Raw genomic sequence first — 23,559 nt, forward strand, 5'->3', positions numbered from 1 at the left:
GGATCACGCTTTATCGGTCAATGCACTCAGTGGATCGTGACCCATTGTGCATTCCGACGGCTATGCCGGGGGGTGCGGTCAGCGGTGTAAGAGGGTTGATCAGCCGCCCGCGAAAGGCGGCAGGATGTCGACGGTGCCGCCACCGGGCAGTCGTACGGCCCGGTCGGAGGCGGCGATCCCGTCCACCAGATATGAGCAGCGTTCCAGCACGTCGGCGAGCTTTTCGCCGTGCTGGTCGGCAAGTTGGCGGACCAACTGGGCGACGGTGCTGTGCGGCGCGGTCTCGACCAGCTCGGCTTCGGTGCCGGCGGCGGCGCGGGCGGCGGCGAAATACCGAACCGTGACCGACGTTACTTCCACTGACGTACTCCCCAGAACAATCTGACTACTGAAAGTGACGAGCTATCCACCGATCGCCGACATTGGGCGGTCCGGCTGCAGGAAACTCGGGTCGTTGATCCCGTGGCCGGGCAGTTTCCCCCACATTGCCGCGCGCCAGCGGTCGGCCAGCTCGGCATCGCTTGCCCCCGATCTTAGCGGCGTCCGCAGATCGTTCTCGGACCGCGCGAACAGGCAGTTGCGGATCTGCCCGTCGGCGGTCAGCCGGGTTCGGTCGCAGGCACCGCAGAACGGCCGGGTCACCGACGCGATCACGCCAACCTTGACCGGCCCGCCGTCCACCAACCACGTCTCCGCCGGCGACCCGCCGCGCTCGCTCGGGTCCGGCGTGAGGGTGAAGCGGGTCGACAGTCGATCCAGGATCTCCTGGCTGGTGACCATTTCCTCGCGCCGCCACGCGTGTTGGGCGTCCAGCGGCATCTGCTCGATGAATCGCAGCTCCAGGCCGTGCTCGACGGCGAACGCCAGCAGCTCAGGAGCCTCATCGTCGTTGAGGTCGCGCAGCAGGACGGTGTTGATCTTGACTGGCCGCAGCCCGGCCGCGTTCGCCGCGTGTACGCCGGCCAACACGTCGTCGAGCCGGTGCCGGCGGGTGATCTGGGAGAACCGGTCCGCTCGCAAGGTGTCAAGAGAGACGTTGATCCGGTTCAGGCCGGCGTCCGCGAGCGGCTGGGCCAGCCGGGCCAGCCCAATCGCGTTAGTGGTCAACATCGTCCTGGGCCGTGGTTCCAACGAGGTGACCTGATCGAGAATGCTCACCAAACCGCGACGCAACAACGGCTCGCCACCGGTGAACCGGATTTCCCGGATCCCCAGCATGGTGACCCCGATGCGGGCCAGCCGGACGATTTCCTCGTCCGTGAGCAATTCCGGTTTGGGCAGCCAATCCAGCCCTTCGGCCGGCATGCAATAAGCGCAGCGAAGATTGCAGCGATCCGTCAGCGAAATACGCAAATCGGTAGCAATGCGCCCAAATTTATCGACGAGGCCGGTGCCCGGAATGGTGCTGGCAGGGTTTTCCACGGCCGTCATTCCCCGAGACTAGAGCCGATGTCCGGACGGCGACAGATGACCGGAAAATGCTTCCTCACCTGCGGCAGGGCCAGGAAATACCGGCCGCAGGTGCGGTTTTCGTGGCGAATCTAACAGCGTCGGCAAGGCTATTACGCTGAACCGATGAGAGTCGGGCCGACGAATTCCCTCACCGATGTCGCGGGCCTACGGGTCGGCCACCACGAACGGACCGGCGACGGCTGGCTGACTGGTACGACCGTCGTGCTGGCGCCGCCCGAGGGCGCGGTGGCCGGTGTGGACGTACGAGGCGGCGCCCCCGGCACCCGCGACACGGACGCGTTGGATCCGCGCAACGTCGTGGAACGCGCCCACGCCGTCGTCCTCACTGGCGGCAGCGCGTACGGCCTCGCGTCCGCCTGTGGGGTGGCCGACGCGCTCGGTGACGCCGGCATCGGCTTCCCGGTCGGCGTCGGCGTGGTGCCGATCGTGCCGGCGGCGGTGATCTTCGACCTCGGCCGCGGCGGCGATGCCCGCCAGCGGCCCGGCCCGGACTTCGGCCTCGCCGCGTACCAGAACGTCAGCGCGGACGCGGTCCCGATGGGGTGCGTCGGCGCTGGTACGGGCGCGGTTGTCGGCGCGTTGAAGGGCGGCGTCGGATCGGCCAGCGCTCGACTGTCGTCAGGTGCGACGGTGGCGGCGATGGTGGTGGTGAACGCGGTCGGCTCGGCGGTGGACGCCCGGACCGGCGAGCTCTACGGCGCCCGTTTCGGTCTGGACGGCGAGTTCGCCCTGCGTAAGCCGGACGAGAACGACCTCGCGGCGGCCCGTACGAGGGCTGAGCTGGGCGCGCACGGCGGCAGCCGGAAGGCTCCGCTCGCGACCACGATCGGCGTGATCGGCACGGATCTGACTCTGACCAAAGCCCACTGCGCGAAGATCGCTGGCATCGGGCACGACGGCCTGGCCAGGGCCCTTCGGCCGGTGCACACGATGGTTGACGGCGACACGCTCTTCACTCTCTCGACCACCGCCCTCCCGGCGCCCGATCCGGAGCGGATGTACGAGCTGATGGAGGCGGCTGGCGATTGCGTTACCCGCGCGGTCGTACACGCGGTGCTCGCCGCCACTTCGGTCAAAACGCCTGCTGTGGACCTTCGTTCTTACGCCGACGCCTTCCCGTCGGCGGTTTGCTGACCGGTCAGTCAGCTCGCGGTTCCCGTTCCGGCTACCATCACGGCAAAGCCTTGCCTCCCAAGGCCGCACGGGTGACATCCCGAGGGGACACCGTGACCATCTGGTTGCCGGATCGTACGAGCGCGCCGCCGGACACTGGTTTCTGGAAGTTCCTGGTGCCCGAGCTGGTGTTCGGTGAGGGCGCGCTGTCCGAGGCCGGGTACGCGGCTCGCCGGCTCGGCGCCCGGCGGGTGTTCGTGGTGACCGATCCCGGGCTGATCGAAGCCGGCTGGCCGGCCGCGCTGGCCGCCCAGCTGGGCGCCGCGGGGCTGCCGTACAGCTGCTGGTCAGGCGTCACCCCGAACCCCAAGGACCACGAGATCGCCGCTGGTCATGAGGCCTATAGCGCGTCCGGCTGCGATGTCATCGTCGGCATTGGCGGCGGCTCGGTGATCGACGCGGCGAAGGCCATCGCGGTGTTGTCCGCGAATGGTGGCCAGATCCTGGACTACGCCGGGGTCGACCAGATCGACCGGCCGATCCCGCCGTTGCTGATGATCCCGTCTACGGCTGGTACGGGCGCGGACGTGTCGCAGTTCTGCGTCATCACCGACACCACCGCCCGTCGCAAGGAGATCCTGGTCGGCCGGTCGCTGGTGCCGGACATCTCGCTCACCGACCCGCGGCTGCTCACCACGATGGCCCCGGAGCTGGCCGCCACCACCGGCCTGGACGCGCTCACACACGGCATCGAGGCCTACGTGTCGAAGGCCGCCAGCGGCCTGACGGACCTGCACGCGCTGCAGGCGGTACGGCTGGTCAGCCAGCACCTTGAGCGGCTGGTCGACTCCAGGTCGGACGCGGACGCCCGTACGGCCATGGCGCAGGCGAGCCTGAGCGCGGGGCTGGCCTTCACCAACGCGATCCTGGGCGCCGCCCACGCGATGGCCCACCAGGTCGGCGGTGCGCTGGACCTGCCGCACGGCACGCTCAACGGCATCCTGCTGCCGCACGTCATCCGTTTCAACGCGACTTGCGGCCGCTATCGGGAGGTGGCGCAGGCATTGGGGCTGGACGTGACCGGGATGGACACCGCGGAGGTCGCTTACCGGGTGGCTGATCACGTACGGGCGATGGCCGATCGCCTCGGCGTGCCGCGCGGACTCGCCGAGTTGGGCGTCACCGAAGCGGATTTTCCGGGGCTTGTCAGCGGCACCCTCAAGGACGTATGCCTGTCCACGAACCCGCGGGAGGCGTCGGCCGGCGATGTGACGGCGCTCTTCGCCGCGGCACTGTGACAGGGGTCCGCGTCGTGCCGTCAGGACCGTTACCCGAACCACCGCCCGTCGGTATCGCCGACCTGACCGGCATCCGGTCGTCGAAGCCGAGTTTCTACGCCGAATACCGTTCCGCGGCCGAGCACCTGAACCGTTCGCTGGCGTCCATGGAAACCATCTCCAGCGCCTTGGTGGCGACCGGCCGTGGCACCGAGGACCTCTGCCGGGCGGTGGTCAGCGCGACCGCGGAGCACCTGTCGGCGACCTGGGTGGTGCTCGCGCTCGCGGACCGCGCGTTGCCCGAGGCGGCGCCGCGGTTCCTCGGCCGGGACCCGGCTGGCGAGCTTTTCGTGGACCGCGGCCGGCTGCCGGCGGCCCAGCGGGACCGGGTCTGGCAGCTGCTGCGGCATGGTGACGAGCTGCGTCCGGTGGTGGAGGACGGCGACCAGATCACCGTGCTGGTGCCGATGGTGCTTGAGGACCATGTGCAGGGCGTGCTGGCCGCCTGGACCTTCCCGAGCAACGGCGGCCGGGAGCTGGTGGACCGCACGGACCTCGCGGTGCTGTCCGTGCTGGCGAACCAGACCGTCGTGTCGCTGCGTGCGGCGGACCTGCTCTCGCACAGTGAAGCGTTGCGCAGGCGTACCGAACGGCTCTACCGGGAGGCCGCCCGGCAGACCGCTGAGCTGGCCCGCGGCAACCGCGAGCTGCGGGAGGCGCAGGACCGGCTGCTCGCGGCGAACCAGCAACGGGCGGTCGACGAGGAGCGCCGTTGGCTGGCCCGCGAACTGCACGACCGGGTGGCCCAGCACGTACTCTCCGCCGGCATGGCGGTCGAGTGGTGCCGTTCCGAGGTGCCGGCCGATTCGCCCGTACGAGCCCAGCTGGACCGGGCCAAGCAGCTCAGCCAGACCGCGGTGGAGCAGCTGCGGTCGGCGATCGCGACGCTGTCGGCCGGCGAGGAGGACTCCGAACGAGACCTGGCTGGCCTGCTCACCCGGCTGGAAGTGCTGCACAGCGGCGCCGACGTGGACGTGGCGGTGAAGGTGGAGGGCCGGCCGCTGGTGCTGCCCGCCGCGGCTGAGCGGTCGCTCTTTCGGATCGCCAGCGAGTGCGTCTTCAACACCGTCGTCCATTCCGGCGCCGCCCATGCGGTCGTACGGTTGGTCTATCAGCCGCAGGGAGTTCAGCTGTCGGTGTCCGACGACGGCAACGGCTCCCCCGAGGTGCTCCGCCGGGTGGTCCGCCAGCAGGCCACCGGCAGCTCCGACGGCTATCACCGCGGCCTCGCGAACATCGCCGCCAGAGTCGGCGAACTTGGCGGCGTACTGCGGTTCACCCGGGCCAGGATGGGAGGCGTACGCGTGCAGGTCGAGGTGCCCGTACCAATCGAGGGAGACGGCGATGACTGAGCAGATCCGGATCGCGCTGGTCGACGACCACGCGATCGTCCGGCAGGGCCTGCGGTCGATGCTGGAACGGGAGCCCGGGCTGTCCATCGTGGCCGAGGCGGCCAGCGCGCCGGAAGCGTTGGCGCTGATCAACAAGACCGAGCCGGACATCGTGCTGCTCGACCTGAAACTGTCCACTGGCAGTGACTCTGAGGGTCTGTCCCTGTGCCGGCACATCGTGGCCGCTCATCCGACCATCGGCGTACTCGTCCTGACGACCTTCATCGACGAGCGTCTCGTGGTGGCCTCCATTCAGGCTGGTGCGAAGGGCTACGTCGTCAAGGACGTGGACCCGACCGAGCTGGTCAGCTCGGTACGCGCCGTCCATCGCGGCGAGAGCGCCTTCGACGCGCACGCGGCCGCCGTGGTGGTGAAATCCCTGCATTCAGGCGGAAACGAGGAGCGTGGCCGGAGCCTGACCGACCGGGAGCTGGAGGTGCTCCGCCTGCTCGCGCATGGCATGTCCAATGTGGACATTGGCAAGAAGCTCTTCATTTCCGAGACGACGGTGAAATTCCACGTCTCCAACGTGATGCGCAAACTCGGCGTGTCGCGGCGCGCCGAAGCCGTCTACGCGGCCAGCAAACTGGGCCTCATCTAACTACTCGCTGTCACTCCCACCTCCGAGGTCTTGTGCCGCGCCGGCCGCAGTGTTTAGCGTCAAGGCAAGATCCGCCGACTTCGGGAGGGCTCATGCCGGTGACCAGCGAGGCGTCTGTGGAGACCGAGGTGGCTCCGGCCGCCCCGGCGGCCGAAGTGGAGGTCGAGGAAGTGCTGGTCGAGGAGATCTCCATCGACGGCATGTGCGGCGTCTACTAGAGATCGGCCGTGGAGACCGGGTTCGACCTCGACCAGGCGTGGTCGCTGCACCGTCAGGTGGCGCTGCGGCCGGAGCCGTTCGGGGCGATGCTCTACCACTTCGGCAACCGCAAGCTGTCGTTCCTGAAGAACCAGATCGTGGTCACGATCCTACGATCGCTGGCCGACCATCCGACCGCGCGGTCGGCTTGCGTCGCGGCCGGGATCGGCGAGACTTCGCTGCCCACGTACCAGAAAGCGCTGGCCGCACTGGCCCGGACGAACATGATTTGCCCGCGGGAGGCGGCATGACCGCAGTGGCCCAGCCGACCCGGCTGGTGGAGCTTTTCGAGCGCGGGTTGGACGCCCCGATCTGCCTGACGTGGGAACTCACGTACGCGTGCAATCTCGCGTGTGTGCACTGCCTTTCCGCGTCCGGCCGGCGGGATCCGCGGGAGCTGAGCACGGCGCAATGCAAGGCGATCATCGATGACCTGGAGCGGATGCAGGTCTTCTACGTCAACATCGGCGGCGGTGAACCGACCGTACGAGCGGATTTCTTCGAGCTGCTCGACTACGCGGTCGAACGCCATGTGGGAGTGAAGTTTTCCACCAACGGCGTGAAAATCTCGCCGGAGGTCGCCCAGCGGCTGGCTGCCAACGACTATGTCGACGTACAGATTTCGTTGGATGGCGCGACCGCCGAGGTGAATGACGCGGTCCGTGGCACCGGCTCGTACGAGATGGCCTTGCGGGCAATGCGGAATCTCGCCGACGCCGGCATGCGGAATTTCAAGATCTCGGTGGTGATGACCCGGGAAAACGTGCCGCAGCTGGACGCATTCAAGGCGCTCGCTGACGCGTACGGTGCCCAGCTGCGGATCACCCGGCTGCGGCCGTCCGGCCGCGGCGCCGACGTATGGGACCAGCTGCATCCCACGGCCGTACAGCAGCGTGAACTTTATGACTGGTTGCTGGCAAACGGTGAAGGCGTACTCACCGGGGACTCGTTCTTCCACCTCTCCGCCTTCGGCGAACCACTGCCCGGATTGAACCTCTGCGGTGCCGGTCGGGTGGTCTGCCTGATCGACCCGATCGGCGATGTCTACGCCTGTCCTTTCGCTATTCATGAGGCATTCCTGGCCGGCAACGTCCGATCCGCCGGAGGTTTTCCCACGGTCTGGCGAGAATCGGAGCTGTTCACCGAGCTGCGGCAGCCGCAGACCGGTGGTGCCTGCACGAAATGCCAACACTACGACTCGTGCCGCGGCGGTTGCATGGCGGCGAAGTTCTTCACCGGCCTGCCGTTGGACGGACCTGATCCCGAATGTGTGCAGGGATACGGCGAAACCGCACTGTCCACAGTGGACAGTAAGCCACCGTCCGGTGCGGACCACTCACACCGCGGACCGGTCCGCGGCCAGCCGGTGCCGGTGACGATCGGCCGTCGCCCACCGGATTCCTGGTGTGACGAAAGCCCGCTCGCGGGTTTTGAGGCCAACCTGACCGCCTCATCGGGCAATCGACGGCTTCCTGAGTCCGGATCCGCGTAAAACGGGGAAAAAGATCGAAGGGACGCGGACATGGCAGAGCTGGACGGGAAAGTCGCGCTCATCACCGGAGCGGCTCGCGGGCAGGGTCGCAGCCACGCGCTGAAACTCGCCTCGCAGGGCGCGGACATCGTCGCGGTCGACTTCTGCGGGTCGGTGCCGAGCCTGGGATATGCCATGGCTGGCAAGGAGGATTTGGACGAGACGGTAGCGGCCGTCGAGGAACTGGGTCGGCGGGTGGTGCCGGCAGTTGTGGACGTACGGGACGCAAAAGCGCTCGCGGACGCCGTCGCGGACGCGGTCGGGATGCTCGGACGCCTGGACATCGCGGTGGCCAACGCCGGCGTCGCCGGGGTGTGGGAATGGGACACCATCACGCCCGAGGTGTGGCGGGACGTTATCGACATCAACCTGACCGGCGTGTGGAACACCTGTGTGGCGGCCGCACCGCACCTGATCGCGGCCGGCGGTGGCTCAATGATCATCATCAGCTCCACCGCCGGGCTGAAGGGCCAGCCGTTCCTCGCGCCGTACGTGGCCGCGAAAACCGGCATCGTCGGGTTGGCGCGCTGCCTCGCCAACGAGTGGGCCGAGCACCGGATCCGGGTGAACACCATCCACCCCGCCGGAGTTCAGACCGGCATGTCGGCCGCCTTCGCCAACCTGCAGCCGATGATCGACCGGCACCCCGCGCTCGGTCCGATCTTCTCGAACACCCTCGACGTCGAGGTGGTCGAGACTTCTGACGTGTCCGCCGCGGTGGCTTACCTCGCCTCCGACGACGCCCGCTACGTCACCGGCACCGAACTGAAAGTCGACGCCGGCAACACCATCCGCTGACCAGCCCGCTTACCTCTCCGCGAAACTCGACGTTTCGCTGCCGACCCGCCGGCGGATTCAACAAAACGTCGAGTTCGCGGAATCTGGGCAGGGGTGCGGCGCGAAATTGTCGTAGGTGTCTGTTTTTCTTTCCCCCTCCCTTTGAACGGGCGGGGGGTGGGTTGAGAGGTGGACCTTAATTTTTGGTTGAACATTGGTCCTCGAACCCGCCCCCCACCCGTCACTGGGTGGGGGCAAATCTGCCGGAGGGGTACGACAGTTTCGCGCCGCACCTGGGTCTGGCGTGGTTTTGGTCGTCGAGTGCCGCACAAAACCCCGCACTCGATGTCGAGTGCGGGACATTGTGCTGCACTCGATGAGCCTGGTGGCTGTCCAGTGGCGCGGAAAGTGCGGCGTTCGTCGAGTGGCACAGTTTGGCGCCCAGGGGCCGCGAGGTTGGTGTCGACCAGGTGACCCTGTTCACGTTGCGGCGCGACCCGGGCAGGTTTATAAACAGTACAGCACTGTTTACTAACTGCCCTGGAGGTGGATCATGGACACCACGGTTCTGGTTGTGGGTGCTGGACCGACTGGCCTCACGTTGGCTTGCGGGCTGGCTCAGCGCGGCATTGGCGTGCGGGTCATCGACGCGGCGGCGGCCCCGGCCACCAGCTCCCGGGCGCTTAGCCTGCAGCCGCGCGGCGCCGAGGTACTGGCCCGCCTTGACGCCCTGCGTGACCTGCCGGAACGGGCGATTCCAGCGCGCGGGACGACCCTCTATGCGGGTGACAACCGGCCGCTGGAGATTCCGATCTGGGCACCCGGAAAAAAAGGGCAGCGGCCCACCATGCTTACTCCGCAGACGTTCATCGAGCAGGAGCTGCGGGAGCGGCTGGCCGAACACGGGGTGAAGGTCGAGTGGGGTCACCGACTGCTCAGCTTCGAGCCGAATGCCGCCAGCGTGACCGCCGCGGTGGAGAGCGGCGGCGGGCAGGAGAGCGTACGGGCGGACTGGCTGGCCGGCTGCGACGGCGGGCACTCGATCGTCCGGAAGCTGACCGGAGTGGGGTTCCCCGGGAACCCGGTGTTGGAGAAGGTGCTGCTCGCGGACGTACGGGCGGACTGGCCGATGACGCGGACCGGCTCGGTGATGGTCAGCCGAGGTCACCAGGAGTTCGTGGGGATGCCGCTGCCGGGCGACATCTGGCGGCTGTTCGTACGGCTGGACGAAGACCGCGAGGACGCCGAGGCCACCGCGCGGGAAGTGTTGCGGGATCTGGTGTGTCCGCTGATCGGCGTCCCGGAAGACTCGGTGAAGTCAATTGTGTGGACCTCGATCTTCCGGATCCAGGAGCGGCTGGTCGACCATTACCGGTTCGGCCGGGTGTTCCTGGCTGGCGACGCCGCTCACCTGCACAGCCCGACCGGCGGTCAGGGCATGAACACCGGCATGGGCGACGCCGAGAACCTGGCCTGGAAGCTCGCGCAGGTGATCTCCGGACGGGCCGCCGACGGGCTGCTCGACACGTACGAGCTGGAACGTCGGCCGGTGGCCGAGGGCGTGCTGCGATTCACCACGTCAGGCACTCGGGTGCTCGCCGCGAACACCCGATGGACCCGGGCTCTGCGGACCGTGGCGGCCCCGCTGCTCTTCGTGCCGCTGGTACGAACCGCCCTGTGGCGGGCAGCCTCCGGTCTGACCGTTTCCTACCGCGGCGGTCCGCTCGGGGCTGGGCGTGTCGGCCGTTTCGCCGGCAAACCCGGCCCGGGCCGCAGCCCGATCGCCGGAGACCGAGTGCCGGACATCGCCTGCGTGGGCGAGGACGGCCGCCGTACGACCCTGCACCAGGGCGTGATGGGTGGCGCGTGGGCACTTTTGACCAGCGACAAAGCCGCCGCGGACCGACTGCTGCCGGTGGCCCGCGAACTGCTCGGACCGGACGTCGTGCCCGTATGGCCGGCGGCCGAGGGGCTCACCGATGCGATCCTGGTACGGCCGGATGCTCACGTTGGTTGGCGCGGCGAGCCGGACGAGGCGGCCCTGAAGGGGTGGTTGACCGAGGTGGTGCAAGCGCGATGAGCGAAGCCAAACGTGCCGGCGGTCGGCCGCGCGACCCGGACAACGACACGGCGATCCTGCAGGCGGCGCTGGAGCTGCTGATCGAGCGGGGTGCCGACGGCGCCAGCATCGAGCAGGTCGCGAAGCGGGCCGGGGTCGCGCGGCTGACCGTCTACCGGCGCTTCGCGAACAAGGAAGAGTTGCTCATCAAAGCGGTGGAAACGGCCCGTACGATCGCGGCGCCGCGACTCGCCGAGCTCGCCAGCCTGTCCGTCGAGGAGCTGGTCGAGGCCTGGGCACTGGCGATGGCCCAGCCGGGCGCGCGAAACCTGCTCGCCCGGCTGCTGGGCACCCTGCCGGACAATCCACGGCTGTTCGGAACGTACTGGGAGGCCTATATCGAGCCGCGCCGCGCGATTTTCGCCGTCGTGGTGGAACGCGAGCGAGACGCCGGCCGGCTGCCAGCCGACACCGATCCGGAGCTCTTCCAGGACACTGTCGCCGGCACGCTTTTCTACCGGCTGATGGTGAATCCGGTCGAGGTGACCGTGGACCAGATGCGCGACTACCTGCGCGCGGTGCTGCACCAACTCGGCTATCGGGCCGACCCGACGGCCACCGTTCCGAGGCGGCGGGATCCGCAAGCGGAGTGACGCCGTTCAGGCGACCGTGACAGTTCGGTCAGCAGAGGCCCTATTCGGCACCAAATCACCGGAGAAACGGCAGGTGCGGCGCGAAATTGTCGTAGGTGTCTGTTTTTCTTTCCCCCTCCCTTTGAACGGGCGGGGGGTGGGTTGAGAGGTGGACCTTGATTTTTATTTGAACGTTGGTCCTCGAACCCGCCCCCCACCCGTCACTGGGTGGGGGCAAATTTGCCGGAGGGGTACGACAGTTTCGCGCCGCACCCTATGAAGAGTTGGCCGATTCAGTGCCACTCGGCAGGCCTACGGGAACCCCTCAGCCGTGGATGGCGACGGCGAGTCTGCGGACGCCTTCGGACACGACCGCCGGTGCGGCTGAGCCGAAGGTCAGTCGCAGGTGTGGGGCAGGCGGGTCGTCCACGTACCAGGGCCGGCCGGCGTGCACGGCGACGCCTTGGCGGGCGGCCGCGGCGACCACCGACCGGTCGTCGAGGTTGTCCGGAAGTCGGGTCCATAAGTGCAGGCCACCGGCGGGTACGACGGCGGGTGTCAAGGACGGCAGGTGCGCCCGCAGGCCGGCGACCATCGCCTCTCGGCGGGCGGCCAGGGCCGGGCGCAGTGCGCGGAGGTGCCGCTGGAAGGCCGGCGACGACAGGAAATCCATCGAAGCCTCCAGCAAAGGACCGGAAACGAAGAGGTCGTCGCGTACGCAAGCGGTCCGCAGCCGGGCACCGGCCGCGCCGCGGGCGGCGATGCCGGCGATTCGTAGGCCCGGGGCGGCCGACTTGGTCAGCGACCGCAGGTAGACGACGTGTCCGTGCACGTCCTCGCTGGCCAACGGCAGTGCCGGGGTGCCGTCGATGGCCAGGTCACGAGCCCAGTCGTCCTCCAGCAGGAAGGCGCCGGCCGCGGCGACGATGTCCAGTACCAGGCCGCGGCGCCGCACTGACAAAACGCCGCCGTGCGGGTTGGCGTACAGCGGCTGGCAGTAGAACAGCCGTGATCCGGTCCGCTCGAAGGCGTCGGCGAGCAGGTCCGGCCGTACGCCGTCGGCGTCCGCTGGAACCGGGACCACTCGCATGCCGGCGCTGCGGGCGACCGCGATCGCGCCCAAATACGTCGGCGATTCCACCAGCACGGTGTCTCCGGGCCTCGCGAGTGCCCGGAAGGCGGTCGACAGCGCTGCTTGGCCGCCCGGGCAGACGACGACGTCGCCGGGTTGGAAGGCGCCGCCGGCCTGCCGGGCGAACCAGCCGCGCAGGTCGTCCGGCACGTCCGACCGCCCGCGCGCCCAGGAAGCGGGTCGCCGGGCCGCCCGGCCCAGCGCGGCTCCGAGCGCCGCGATCGGTTGCAGCGCCGGGTCCAGATAGCCGCCGGACAGCGCGATGGTGTCCAGTGGCGGCACGGCGAGCAGGTCGGGCAGGGCTTCGTCGCCGTCCGCGCGCGGGCCGAGAGCGACCGACTGCCACCGCAGGTCCGGGCTTTCCGGTACGGTCGCCGCTGGGGCGGCGAATGTGCCCTGACCAGGGCGGACCTCGATGGCGCCCTCGGCGGCCAACCGTCGCATCGCGTGTTGGACGGTGACTGGCGAGACCCGCAACCGCGCCATGAGGGAGCGTACGGACGGCAACCGCTCGCCAGGCTGCGCCGCGGCGAGTGTGACGCGCATCGCGCGGATAACGGCGGCCTCAGCGTTATCGTTATCCATGACGGTGAAGGATAACGTTACTGCTCCCAGTCGAGTAACGGCTGGACTGTTCCTCGGCGCTCTCGGAGTGGTGCTGTTCAGCTTCTCCCTGCCGGCCACCCGGCTGGCAGTCGTCGGCCTGGACCCGTGGTTCGTGGCCTTTGGGCGGGCCGCCGGCGCGGGCGTACTAGCCGCCGGCTACCTGACCGCCACCCGTGCCCGCTGGCCCAGCGCCGCTCAACTCGGCCGGCTGGTCGTCGTCGCGATCGGGGTGGTGGTCGGGTTTCCGCTGCTCACCTCGATCGCGCTCACCCAGGAGACCGCGTCGCACGGCGCCATCGTGATCGCCGCGTTGCCAGCCGCGACGGCGGTTTTCGCGGTCGTCCGCGGCGGGGAGCGCCCATCGGTACGGTTCTGGCTGGCGGCCAGCGCGAGTTTCCTTGCCGTGCTGGTGTTTGTCGGGGTGTCCGGCGGATTCGGCGGCGGCCTCGCGCTGCCGGACCTCTGGCTGCTCGCCGCGGTCGTCCTATGTGGACTCGGATATGCCGAGGGCGGCGCGCTGGCCCGGGATCTTGGTGGCGCGCAAACGATTTGCTGGGCATTGCTCATCTCGTTGCCGGTCACAGTGCCGGTGGCGACGGTTGTCTTCTCGCGTGGTGGCACCGAACAAGCGACGGCCGGCAGCTGGCTTGCCTTCGGTTATGTGACTGTGGCGTCGATGTTTCTCGGCTTCTTCTTCTGGTACGCCGGCCTCGCCCGCGGCGGAGTCGCCCGAATCGGCCAGGTGCAGGCGCTGCAACCGGTGCTGACGCTCGGTTGGTCGGTGTTGTTGCTGCACGAGACCGTCGGTCCGCTGGCCCTGGTGATCGGCCTCCTCGTCCTGGCCTGCGTTTTCCTCACCCAACGAGCTCGGTAAGACCGCTTTCCCAACCGCCAGGTGGGTTGCGTGTGACGATCCGGCTCCATAGCGTCGGAGGTCTGACTGGACGGAGGGGCGTGAGTGACGGATCGGGTCGCGGTGGCGGTCGTACGACAGGGTGTCTGGTGGGCTGGCATCGACCCAGCTGGGTCCCGGATGGCAGCGCTGTCTTTTGTCCGTACCAACGGAAATCACTCATGAGGTTGCAGTCGTTGCGGTGGAACGAAATCGACCGGGCCGGCCTGCTGTTGGTGCCGGTCGGTTCGCTGGAACAGCATGGCCCGCACCTGCCGTTGGACACCGACACGAGAGTCGCCACCGCGGTCGTGGATGCCGCCGCCGGGTCGGTCGACGGCCTGCTCGCGCCGCCGGTCGGTTACGGCGCGAGCGGCGAGCACGAGGATTTCCCTGGCACCATCTCGATCGGTACGGCCACCTTGCGGGCGCTGCTGGTCGAGTACGGCCGATCGGCGTGCCGCTGGGCGGACCGGTTGGTGCTGGTCAACGGCCATGGCGGCAACGCCGGCGCGCTGGTGGGAGCCGTCCAGCTGCTGCGGTACGAGGGCCGCGATGTCGCCTGGTGGCCGTGCGTGACGCCGTCCGGCGACGCACACGCTGGCCGCACCGAAACGTCGTTGTTGCTGCACATCGACCCGGCAGCGGTGCGGTCCGGGGCTGCGCCGGGCAACACCACGCCGATCGCTGAGCTGATGCCGCAGCTGCGTGCCCACGGCGTGCGGGCGCTCAGCCCGAACGGGGTGTTGGGCGACCCGACCGGCGCCAGCGCGCCCGAAGGCCGGGAACTGCTGGATGATCTGGTCGTTCGACTGGTGGAGGCGGTTCGCCGGTGGACGCCCGACGAGCGGGGGAAGTTGACGTGACGACCCGGGTGGCGGTGGTGACTGGCGCGGCCCGCGGGATCGGTGCGGCGGTGGTGCATGACCTCGCGAAGTCCGGCTGGGCGGTGGTCGCCGTCGACGTGTGCGCCAACAATCCGACGCTGCCATATGCGATGGCGAGCCGCGATGACCTCGAGGAGGTCGTCGAGCCGTACGGCGATGCCGTGTTGCCGGTCGTCGCGGACGTACGCGATCCGCAGGCGTTGGCCGCGGTCGTCAGCCAGGCCGTGACCAGGTTTGGTGGACTGGACGCGGCCGTCGCCGGCGCCGCGGTGCTCGCCGGTGGCGTACCGATGTGGGAGCTGCCCGACGCGACCTACGACGCGCTCTTCGACGTGGGCGTACGCGGCGTTCACAACCTGGCGCGGGCCGCCATCCCGGCGCTGCTGGAGCGACCGGTGCCACGGTCCGGGCGGTTCGTCGCGATCGCGTCGGCGGCCAGCGAGCGCGGGCTGTGGCACCTCGCCACGTACTGCGCTGCCAAGCACGCGGTGGTCGGCCTGATCCGCGGGCTGGCCGCCGACCTGCGCGGCACCGGAGTGCTCGCGTCCGCGGTGGCGCCCGGGTCCACCCGTACGGACATGTTGGACGCCACCGCCGCGATCTATCACCTCGGCTCGGTCGAGGAGTTCGCCGCGCACCAGCTCACCGACCGGATTCTGGAACCGGCCGAGGTCGCGGCGGCGGTGGCGTGGCTCTGCTCGCCGGCCTCGTCGGCGGTCACCGGGAGTGTCCTGCACGTCGATGGCGGCTTCATCGGATGAGCCGGCCGGGAGTGGGCGCCGCACCCGAGGCGGTCCGGCTGCCGAAGGGTTTCGCGATCCAGCTCGACCCCGGAGTGCGGGTGCAGCCTGGCGGCCGGGTGCTGATCGGTGGTATGCCACTGCGGATCCTGACCCTGTCACGGACCGCCGCCGGCATCCTGGCCGACGGGGCTTTTGTTGTCAGCGATGACCTTTCGGCGCGGCTCGCGGACCGGTTGCTGGCCACCGGGGTGGCCCATCCGCGGCCGGCGCCGGCCGAGCCGGAGCGAATCACTGTCGTCGTACCGGTCAAGGACCGTCCGGCCGGGGTGGATCGGTTGCTGACCCAGGTACGGGCGACGGTGACTCCCGCTCCGGAGCTGGTGGTCGTCGACGACGGGTCACGCGACCAGCTGGCGATTGCCCGGATCGCTCGTACGCATGGCGCCCGGCTGGTCCGGCACCGGACGTCGAAGGGCCCGTCCGCGGCCCGAAATGCCGGGTTTCTGAGCGCGGAGACCAGACTGGTCGCGTTTCTGGACTCTGACTGCGCTCCGCTCGCCGGCTGGCTGGAGCCGCTGCTGGCGCATTTCGCCGACCCGTTGGTCGCGGCGGCGGCGCCGCGCATCGTGCCGATGGGCGGCGAGTCGTGGTTGGACCGCTACGAGCGGGTCGCTGGTTCGCTGGATCGCGGCCCGGCCGAGGCGTCGGTGTTTCCCCGCAGTCGGGTGCCGTACGTCCCGAGTGCTGCCCTGGTGGTACGACGCGATGCCTTCGGCGCCGGCTTCGACGAGACCATGCGGGTCGCCGAGGACGTCGACCTGGTGTGGCGGCTGGTCGAGTCCGGCTGGCGGGTCCGCTACGAGCCGGCCGCGCAGGTCGCGCACGAGCACCGCACCCAGCCGGTCGAGTGGCTGCGCACGCGTGCCTACTACGGCACCGGGGCCGCGCCTTTGGCTCTGCGACACGGATCCGCGGTCGCGCCGCTGGTGATGGACCGCTGGTCAGCGGGCGCGTGGGCGCTGGCCCTGACTGGCGACTGGCGGGCCATGGTGGCCGCGCTCGGCGTCACCGCGGTCGCCGCCAGCAAGTTCGCCGTCCGGCTGCGCGAGGACGTGCCGGCTCTGGAGGACGCCGGCTCCACCGCGTACAGCCTCGTCCGCGGTGGCACCCTCGCCAGCGGCTGGCAGGTGGCCTCGCTGCTCACCCGGCACGCGTGGCCAGTCACGCTGGCCGCCGCCCTGGTGTCGCGCCGGGCCCGGCGGATCGCGCTGGCGGTGGCGGTCGGCGAGGGCGTCGCCGCGTGGATCCGGGACCGCCCACCGCTGGACCCGGTCCGATATGTGCTGGCCCGGCGCCTGGACGATCTCGCATATGGCACCGGGCTGTGGGTAGGGGCCGCGCGGCACCGCACCTTCGCCCCGCTGCGCCCCGACTTCACCAAGGTCACCCGCCCGCCGCGCCGCTAACCCCGACACGCCGATGGTGCGCGAAATTGTCGTAGGTGTCTGTTTTTCTTTCCCCCTCCCTTTGAACGGGCGGGGGGTGGGTCGAGAGGAAAACTGTAATTTTTAGTTGAATATTGGTCCTCGAACCCGCCCCCCACCCGTCACTGGGTGGGGGCAAATCTGCCGGAGGGGTACGACAGTTTCGCGCCGTACCGGTCATGTGGGCGGGGGTGAGCGAGAAAAGTCGAGCCCATTAGGGCAGCCGCCAGTCCACTGGCTCGCTGCCCTGTTCGGCCAGCATGGCGTTCGCGCGGGAGAACGGGCGGGAGCCGAAGAAGCCGCGGTCGGCGGACATCGGGGACGGGTGGGCGGACTCGACGCAGGGCACACCGGGCATCAGTGGGCGCAGGTTGCGGGCGTCGCGGCCCCACAGGATCGCGACCATCGGCCGGCCGCGGCCGGCGAGCGCCCGGATGGCCTGCTCGGTGACTTCTTCCCAGCCTTTGCCGCGGTGCGAGCCGGAGTCGCCGGGTGCGACCGTGAGCGACCGGTTGAGCAGCAGGACGCCGTGGTCGGCCCAGGGAGACAGGTCGCCGTTGGACGGCCGCGGCAGCTCCAGGTCCTCGCCGTATTCGCGGTAGATGTTCTGCAGGCTGCGCGGGATCGGGCGTACGTCCGGGGCCACCGAGAAACTCAGGCCGATGGCGTGGCCGGGGGTCGGGTACGGGTCCTGGCCGACGATCAGCACGCGTACGTCGTCGAAGGGCTGCGTGAACGCGCGAAGAACGTGCTTGCCGGCGGGCAGATATTGCCGACCAGCGGCGATCTCGGCGCGCAGGAAGTCGCCCATCGCGGTGATCCGGTCGGCCACCGGGTCCAGCGCCTTGGCCCAGCCCGGGTCCAGAATGTCGCCCAGGTTCTTGCGCGCTGCCTCGTCCATTCCAAGCCTCCGTCTACAGATACAGGCGGGCGTGCTCCCCTGCCCGAGCACCGTACCCACCCCCGAAAAGCGCCGCGTGCACGACCAGCGGGTGAATCTGGTGCAGCGCCAGCCGATCCCGCCAGCCGTCGGCCAGCGGGCGCTGTTCCGCGTACGCGGAAAGGACGCGGTCCAGGTGCGGCGGGCTGAAAAGCGTCAGCATGGCGAGATCGGTTTCGCGGTGGCCGCCGTACGCTGCCGGGTCGATCAGCCAGATGGTGCCGTCCTGTCCACAGTGGACGTTGCCGGCCCACAGGTCGCCGTGGATACGGGCGGGTGGCTCGGCCGGTCCGGCCACCTCGGCCAGTCGGTCGAGCAGTTTCTCCACTGACGCCACGTCCGCCGGGCCGATCCGGTGCCGGTCGACGGCGAGCCGCAGCGCCGGTTGGATCCGCCGCTGCGCATAGAACGTCGGCCAGTCGTCGGCTGGTTCGTTGCTCACCGGCAGCGACCCGACATAACCGGGCCACGGTGCGCCGAAAGAGTCCGCGCCGGCCGCATGCAACTGGGCCAGCTGCCGCCCGAACGTGGCCGCGGACTCGGCCGTGGGACGGCCGGGCGGAATCCATTCAAGTACCAGCAAATCGTCCGCCACCGCGATCACCTCCGGCACCGGTACGGCCCGCGGCTCAGCCAGCCAGCGCAGTCCGGCGGCCTCGGCCGCGAACAGGCCTGGTGGCGCGTTTTCCAGCGTCTTGGCGAAAAGATCCGCTCCGTCATCGAGAGTCAGTCGTTGGGCCACGCAGATATCACCGCCAGGCACCGGAGTCATCCGGATCCGCTGGTGCTCGATCAGCCGGCTCAAGGTGCCGCCGTGTGCCCGTACATACGCGAGATCTATGCCGCCCTCCATCGCATTACTATCGCAGCGGCAGCGGCATCGCCGCGCTCAAGGTCGTACATTAGGGCCGGGCCCAAAACCCCACCCTGAGGCTCCCCTAGGGATTTGGCCGTAGTACTTAAGACATAGGCCCTTACGCTCAATGTATAGGGTCAGGTCGCGACTAACGGATCACGACAGCGTGGGGTCCGACCGGCCAGGATTCTCGGTATGGCCGTCACCAGCGACTTCAACGACTCGTACGCGCTCAGCAAGGCTGCGCAGCAGAGTGAGTCCGCCGTACGAGCGCCAGTCAGCCCGGCGTTCCCGGTGCTTGCTGGCGTGGCCGCACTCCTGCTGGCGGTCCTGTCGGTGGGCTACCTGCACATGGTGGCGCCGGCGGCGCTCAGCCCGATCCGAGACACCGTCAGCGATTACGTCTACCTACATGGCGCCGGCGGGTTGTTCAACTTCAGCGCGGTCATGACCGCATTCGGGTCGGTCGGGCTGATGGTCGGGCTGCGATATTCCCGTTTGCGGGTGTCCAAGCTGACGTACGCGCTGATGGGACTGTGGTGTGCGGGCTTGGTCCTGCTTCCCACTTTCCCCACGGACCGGCTGCTGGCCGATCTGACGGTGACCGGCGCGGTTCACCGCTATCTCTCCCTTATTGCCTTCATCAGCCTGCCGCTGGCCGGGCTGGGAGTGGCTTCTGCGTTGGCCAGCAAGGAAAAGCTCCGGCCCCTCGCGCAGCGCTTACGAGTTATGTGCGCGGCTGGCTCGATGAGTGTGCTGGCCCTTCTCCTCACTCATCTGCCGGACCTGTATCCGCAGAAGTTCGGCAACCTGATGATCAGCGGTCTGGTCGAGCGGGTTTTGTTGGTGGTCGACTTCGGTCTGCTGGCCACCATCGCGATCGGCATCCTGGCCACCGGCCGAGCCGCTGTGTCCACAGTGGACGGTGGCCTTAAATGATCGCATTGGCGATCTCGTTCGCCGCGGTGGCCGCGGTTTTCCTCGCGCTGGCGGCGAGACTGCAGCATCGAGGCGTACGAGCGAGCGGCCCGTCCGAACGGGTGGGCCTGGGCACCATCGCGGCGATGCTGCGCAACCGGCAATGGCTGTCCGGCAGCGCGATGCTCGGCGCCGGCACCGGCCTGCACCTGGTCGCGTTGGCGCTGGCCCCGCTCGCGGTGGTCCAGCCGATCGGCGCGCTGGCGCCCGCGCTGACCACCGTCCTCAACGCCAGGGCGACCGGTCGGCGGCCCAGCCGGTCAGCGATCGCCGGCGCTCTCGCGGTTGCCGGTGGCATCGGGATTTTCGTTGTGGTGTCGGCGCAACAGCCGGTCGGCGGTACGACCGTACGGTACGCGGAGAGCATCGCCATCGGCCTGATCGGTTTGCTGGTCGCGGTGGCCGCCACGATCGCCTGGCGGACCAACGGCCGGATCCGGTGCCTGTCCAGCGCGGTCGGCGGCGGCATGGCTTTTGGCCTGGTCTCGACACTTGTACGGGCCGGCGCTCAGGAATTCTTCGCCGCGCAACGGATTCCGGTGTTGCTGGGGACCGCTGTCGGGATCGGGGTGGCCGTCACGGTCGGTGCGTATCTGGTCCAGCAGGCATATTCCAGTGGTGCGTCCGATGTGGTGATCGCGGCCGTCACGGTTTTCGACCCACTGGTGTCGATCGGCCTTGGCGCGGCTCTGCTGGGCGAGACGCCAGCACCGACTTCCGGTGTGCTGGCGCTGGAAATCCTGGCCGCGGCGACCGCGGTGGCCGGCATTGTTCTGCTCGCCCGGAACCGGGTCGCCATCGAACCGGTGTCCGCTCACTACGAACAGGAGACACTTGTGACCGCCGTCCCGCCGCGCCGCATTCTCATCGGCGCCGACACCTTCCCGCCGGACATCAATGGCGCGGCGAATTTCGGTGCCCGGCTGGCGATGGGGCTGGCCGCTCGTGGTCACGACGTGCACGTAATCTGCCCGCAGACAATTCAGCCGGACGTGCCGCTGCCGGCCTTACCGGGCGTCACCGTACACCGTTTTCCGGCTTATCTCACGCCTATCCACCCGACTCTGAGCACTTGCCTGCCGTGGCAAATCGCCGGCCCAGTGGATGCGCTGATCGACGAGCTGCGGCCGGATGTCATTCACGTTCAGGCGCATTTCGTGATGGGGCGGGTGTTGGCGAAAGTGGCCCGGCGTCGGCAGGTGCCGCTGGTGGCGACCAACCATTTCGTGCCGGACAACGCTTTCGGCTACACCCGGATGCCGAAATGGACCAGGTCATCGCTCAGCAAGCTGGCTTGGAGCGACCTGAATCGCTTCCTACGCAAGGCAAACGCGGTGACCACGCCGACTCCGCGGGCGGCTCAGCTGCTGACCGACCACCACCTGGGTCAGCCGGTCGTCCCGATTTCGTGCGGGATCGATCTCGACCATTTCAAGCCGTCCGGCGGCACCTCCGTCGAGCCAACCATCCTTTTCGTTGGCCGGCTGGACGAAGAGAAGCGGGTGCCCGATCTCTTGCGGGCATTGGCCCGGATGGAGCGTCCGGACGTACGACTGGAGGTAGTGGGAGACGGCGGCTGCCGCTCAGAATGGGAAGCGCTAAGTGACCGGCTCGGCCTCGCCAGCCGAGTGACTTTCCACGGCTTTGTCAGCGATGACGAGCTGACCGCCGCGTACGCTCGATGCGATGTTTTCTGCATGCCCAGCACCGCCGAGTTGCAGAGTCTGGTCACGATGGAAGCAATGGCCGCCGGTAAACCAGTCGTGGCGGCGAACGCGATGGCGTTGCCGCATCTGGTACGTCCCGGGAAAACAGGTTGGCTTTTCGAGCCGGGAGACGTCGACGAACTGGCCGCGAGGGTGCGCGAGTTGATTGACGATCCGGCCACCGCGACCCGGATGGGAGCCGCCGGCCGCCGGTTGGTCGCGCAACATGGCATCGACGAGACAGTGGCTCGGTACGAGCAGGTCTACGAGTCGGTTCAGCCAACGCGGTCCCGCGTCGAGCGGGAAACCCGTCGGCTCGTACGAGCGGCATAACGGTTTCCGGGCGGCCCTTGATTATTGCCGGGTCGCCCGGTTAACCTCGGCCCCGACAACAAAACTGAAGAGCATCGCGGGAGCTCGCGCCGAAGCGGGCTGAGAGGGCGGCTGGAGTCGACAGACCCCGGTGCCGCCGACCGCCCGAACCTGACCGGGTAATGCCGGCGTAGGAAGGATGTGGCGATGACCTCTCTCGACGCACGGGTCAGCCCTGCCGTGACCACCGGGCCGATCATCGGCTCGCATAAGGTCTACTTGGGAGATCTCCAGGTTCCGGTCCGCAGAATCGAGCTCACCGACGGCGATCATCTGGATGTCTACGACACTTCCGGGCCGTACACAGATGATTCGGCGACCATCGATGTCCACAGTGGACTGCGGGAAAAGCGGGCCGACTGGATCGCGAACCGCCGGCCGGTGGGTGGTGCGCTCACTCAGTTGGCTTACGCCAGAGCCGGTGTTCTCACCGAGGAAATGCGTTTCTGCGCGCTGCGCGAAGGCGTCGAACCCGAGCTGGTACGTGAAGAAGTCGCGGCCGGGCGGGCGGTCATTCCGGTCAACCGCCGGCATCCGGAGTCCGAGCCGGCGATCATCGGCAAGAAGTTCCTGGTCAAAATCAACGCGAACATCGGCAACTCGGCGGTGACTTCCTCGATCGCCGAGGAGGTCGACAAGCTGGTGTGGGCGATCCGCTGGGGTGCCGACACGGTGATGGACCTCTCGACCGGAAAGCGCATTCACGAAACCCGGGAATGGTTGCTGCGCAACTCGCCGGTGCCGATCGGAACCGTGCCGATCTACCAGGCGCTGGAAAAAGTCGACGGCGATCCGACCGAGCTGTCCTGGGAGATCTACCGCGACACCGTTCTGGAGCAGTGCGAGCAGGGCGTCGACTACATGACCGTGCACGCTGGCGTGCTGCTCAGATATGTTCCGCTGACGGCAAAACGGGTCACCGGGATCGTGTCCCGCGGCGGTTCGATCATGGCCGCCTGGTGCCTCGCCCATCACCGGGAAAGCTTCCTCTACAGGCATTTCGACGAGCTCTGTGACATTTTCCGGTCGTACGACGTGACTTTCTCGCTCGGCGACGGCCTGCGCCCGGGTTCGATCGCGGATGCCAATGACGCGGCCCAGTTCGCCGAGTTGCGGACCTTGGGCGAGCTCACCGCGATCGCCCGGGCAAAAGACGTGCAGGTGATGATCGAAGGCCCTGGACACGTGCCCATGCACAAGATCGTGGAAAACGTACGATTGGAGGAGGAACTCTGCGGCGAGGCGCCGTTCTACACCCTTGGACCGTTGGCGACCGACATCGCGCCGGCGTACGACCACATCACCTCCGCGATTGGTGCGGCTATGATCGCCCAGGCCGGCACCGCGATGTTGTGTTACGTGACGCCGAAAGAACACCTTGGACTGCCGGACCGCGATGACGTGAAGACCGGCGTGATCACGTACAAGATCGCCGCCCATGCAGCTGACCTCGCCAAGCAACACCCGCACGCGCAGCAGCGGGACGACGCGCTTTCCAAGGCCCGCTTCGAATTCCGCTGGATCGACCAGTTCAACCTGGCGCTGGACCCGGATACCGCGCGGTCCTTCCACGACCAGACGCTGCCCGCCGAGCCGGCCAAGACGGCGCATTTCTGTTCCATGTGCGGGCCAAAATTCTGCGCCATGAAAATCACCCAGGACGTACGCCGTTATGCCGACGAACACGGTCTGACGGACGAAGCCGCGATCGCCGCTGGAATGACCGAGAAATCCGTCGAATTCGCCGCCCGGGGCAACCGCGTCTACCTTCCGACCATCCAGCCGTAGCGG

Annotated in this window: 22 protein-coding genes and 1 riboswitch; of the genes, 17 read left to right on the forward strand and 5 right to left on the reverse strand. The window is 68.4% G+C overall.

Features of this window, described 5'->3' with window-relative positions; genetic code table 11:
- Positions 1-99: 99 nt before the first annotated feature.
- Positions 100-375 carry a MoaD/ThiS family protein gene (locus ABD301_RS14820; RefSeq protein ID WP_425551947.1) on the reverse strand — a complete coding sequence of 92 codons (276 nt, stop codon included), beginning with the start codon at positions 373-375 and terminating at the stop codon, positions 100-102.
- 27 nt (positions 376-402) lie between these two features.
- Positions 403-1,431, reverse strand: coding sequence for a GTP 3',8-cyclase MoaA (gene moaA / locus ABD301_RS14825; RefSeq protein ID WP_344310728.1), 1,029 nt, complete (start codon positions 1,429-1,431; stop codon positions 403-405).
- A gap of 144 nt (positions 1,432-1,575) precedes the next feature.
- Between moaA and ABD301_RS14830 the strand changes: the two genes are divergently transcribed.
- From ABD301_RS14830 to ABD301_RS14875, 10 genes are all read left to right on the forward strand, one after another.
- The gene (locus tag ABD301_RS14830; RefSeq protein WP_344310730.1) at positions 1,576-2,607 is read left to right on the forward strand and encodes a P1 family peptidase; all 1,032 of its coding nucleotides are present in this window, start codon (positions 1,576-1,578) and stop codon (positions 2,605-2,607) included.
- Between the two features lie 98 nt (positions 2,608-2,705).
- The gene (locus tag ABD301_RS14835; RefSeq protein WP_425551948.1) at positions 2,706-3,884 is read left to right on the forward strand and encodes an iron-containing alcohol dehydrogenase; all 1,179 of its coding nucleotides are present in this window, start codon (positions 2,706-2,708) and stop codon (positions 3,882-3,884) included.
- Between the two features lie 14 nt (positions 3,885-3,898).
- Complete coding sequence (locus tag ABD301_RS14840; protein ID WP_344310734.1) at positions 3,899-5,275, forward strand: sensor histidine kinase; 1,377 nt, start codon at positions 3,899-3,901, stop codon at positions 5,273-5,275.
- Positions 5,268-5,915, forward strand: a complete 648-nt coding sequence (locus ABD301_RS14845; protein ID WP_163567897.1) for a MadR family response regulator transcription factor — start codon at positions 5,268-5,270, stop codon at positions 5,913-5,915. Before ABD301_RS14840 ends, ABD301_RS14845 begins: the two co-directional genes overlap by 8 nt.
- Positions 5,916-6,007: 92 nt before the next feature.
- Positions 6,008-6,133: a mycofactocin precursor MftA gene (mftA, locus tag ABD301_RS14850; protein ID WP_163567833.1), complete on the forward strand. Its 126-nt coding sequence runs from the start codon at positions 6,008-6,010 to the stop codon at positions 6,131-6,133.
- A 9-nt stretch (positions 6,134-6,142) separates the two neighbouring features.
- A complete protein-coding gene (gene mftB, locus ABD301_RS14855) occupies positions 6,143-6,424 on the forward strand; it encodes a mycofactocin biosynthesis chaperone MftB (protein ID WP_344310737.1) in 282 nt (93 codons plus the stop codon).
- A complete protein-coding gene (gene mftC / locus ABD301_RS14860; protein ID WP_344310739.1) occupies positions 6,421-7,665 on the forward strand; it encodes a mycofactocin radical SAM maturase in 1,245 nt (414 codons plus the stop codon). The genes mftB and mftC overlap by 4 nt, the downstream gene beginning before the upstream one ends.
- Before the next feature lie 30 nt (positions 7,666-7,695).
- Positions 7,696-8,502: a mycofactocin-coupled SDR family oxidoreductase gene (locus ABD301_RS14865; protein WP_344310741.1), complete on the forward strand. Its 807-nt coding sequence runs from the start codon at positions 7,696-7,698 to the stop codon at positions 8,500-8,502.
- A gap of 532 nt (positions 8,503-9,034) precedes the next feature.
- The gene (locus tag ABD301_RS14870) at positions 9,035-10,561 is read left to right on the forward strand and encodes an FAD-dependent monooxygenase (RefSeq protein ID WP_344310743.1); all 1,527 of its coding nucleotides are present in this window, start codon (positions 9,035-9,037) and stop codon (positions 10,559-10,561) included.
- The gene (locus tag ABD301_RS14875) at positions 10,558-11,193 is read left to right on the forward strand and encodes a TetR/AcrR family transcriptional regulator (RefSeq protein ID WP_344310745.1); all 636 of its coding nucleotides are present in this window, start codon (positions 10,558-10,560) and stop codon (positions 11,191-11,193) included. Before ABD301_RS14870 ends, ABD301_RS14875 begins: the two co-directional genes overlap by 4 nt.
- Before the next feature lie 304 nt (positions 11,194-11,497).
- On the opposite strand, the gene ABD301_RS14880 is transcribed toward ABD301_RS14875, so the two are convergent.
- Positions 11,498-12,889: an aminotransferase-like domain-containing protein gene (locus ABD301_RS14880; protein ID WP_344310747.1), complete on the reverse strand. Its 1,392-nt coding sequence runs from the start codon at positions 12,887-12,889 to the stop codon at positions 11,498-11,500.
- On the opposite strand from ABD301_RS14880, the gene ABD301_RS14885 reads away from it, so the two are divergent.
- The 4 genes from ABD301_RS14885 (at position 12,888) to mftF (ending at position 16,898) form a co-directional block, all read left to right on the forward strand.
- The gene (locus ABD301_RS14885; protein WP_344310750.1) at positions 12,888-13,784 is read left to right on the forward strand and encodes a DMT family transporter; all 897 of its coding nucleotides are present in this window, start codon (positions 12,888-12,890) and stop codon (positions 13,782-13,784) included. The two genes, ABD301_RS14880 and ABD301_RS14885, sit on opposite strands and share 2 nt — an antisense overlap.
- 200 nt (positions 13,785-13,984) lie before the next feature.
- The gene (mftE, locus tag ABD301_RS14890) at positions 13,985-14,668 is read left to right on the forward strand and encodes a mycofactocin biosynthesis peptidyl-dipeptidase MftE (protein WP_344310752.1); all 684 of its coding nucleotides are present in this window, start codon (positions 13,985-13,987) and stop codon (positions 14,666-14,668) included.
- Positions 14,665-15,450 (forward strand): mycofactocin-coupled SDR family oxidoreductase, encoded by a 786-nt coding sequence (locus tag ABD301_RS14895; protein ID WP_344310754.1) that lies wholly within the window; start codon positions 14,665-14,667, stop codon positions 15,448-15,450. Before mftE ends, ABD301_RS14895 begins: the two co-directional genes overlap by 4 nt.
- Positions 15,447-16,898, forward strand: a complete 1,452-nt coding sequence (gene mftF / locus ABD301_RS14900; protein WP_344310756.1) for a mycofactocin biosynthesis glycosyltransferase MftF — start codon at positions 15,447-15,449, stop codon at positions 16,896-16,898. Before ABD301_RS14895 ends, mftF begins: the two co-directional genes overlap by 4 nt.
- Before the next feature lie 232 nt (positions 16,899-17,130).
- On the opposite strand, the gene ABD301_RS14905 is transcribed toward mftF, so the two are convergent.
- Positions 17,131-17,817: a uracil-DNA glycosylase gene (locus ABD301_RS14905; RefSeq protein ID WP_344310758.1), complete on the reverse strand. Its 687-nt coding sequence runs from the start codon at positions 17,815-17,817 to the stop codon at positions 17,131-17,133.
- A 13-nt stretch (positions 17,818-17,830) separates the two neighbouring features.
- The gene (locus ABD301_RS14910) at positions 17,831-18,709 is read right to left on the reverse strand and encodes a fructosamine kinase family protein (RefSeq protein ID WP_279579903.1); all 879 of its coding nucleotides are present in this window, start codon (positions 18,707-18,709) and stop codon (positions 17,831-17,833) included.
- 198 nt (positions 18,710-18,907) lie between these two features.
- Between ABD301_RS14910 and ABD301_RS14915 the strand changes: the two genes are divergently transcribed.
- The 3 genes from ABD301_RS14915 to thiC all read left to right on the forward strand — a co-directional run bounded on the left by ABD301_RS14915 (position 18,908) and on the right by thiC (position 23,556).
- Positions 18,908-19,651, forward strand: a complete 744-nt coding sequence (locus ABD301_RS14915; protein WP_344310761.1) for a DUF998 domain-containing protein — start codon at positions 18,908-18,910, stop codon at positions 19,649-19,651.
- Positions 19,648-21,729, forward strand: a complete 2,082-nt coding sequence (locus ABD301_RS14920; RefSeq protein ID WP_344310763.1) for a glycosyltransferase — start codon at positions 19,648-19,650, stop codon at positions 21,727-21,729. Before ABD301_RS14915 ends, ABD301_RS14920 begins: the two co-directional genes overlap by 4 nt.
- Positions 21,730-21,795: 66 nt before the next feature.
- Positions 21,796-21,923: riboswitch (TPP riboswitch) on the forward strand.
- Positions 21,916-23,556 (forward strand): phosphomethylpyrimidine synthase ThiC, encoded by a 1,641-nt coding sequence (thiC, locus tag ABD301_RS14925; RefSeq protein WP_344310765.1) that lies wholly within the window; start codon positions 21,916-21,918, stop codon positions 23,554-23,556. (Overlaps the previous riboswitch by 8 nt.)
- Positions 23,557-23,559 lie beyond the last annotated feature (3 nt).

The sequence above is a fragment of the Fodinicola feengrottensis genome (genome assembly GCF_039530045.1).
Taxonomy (GTDB): Bacteria; Actinomycetota; Actinomycetes; order Mycobacteriales; family HKI-0501; genus Fodinicola; species Fodinicola feengrottensis.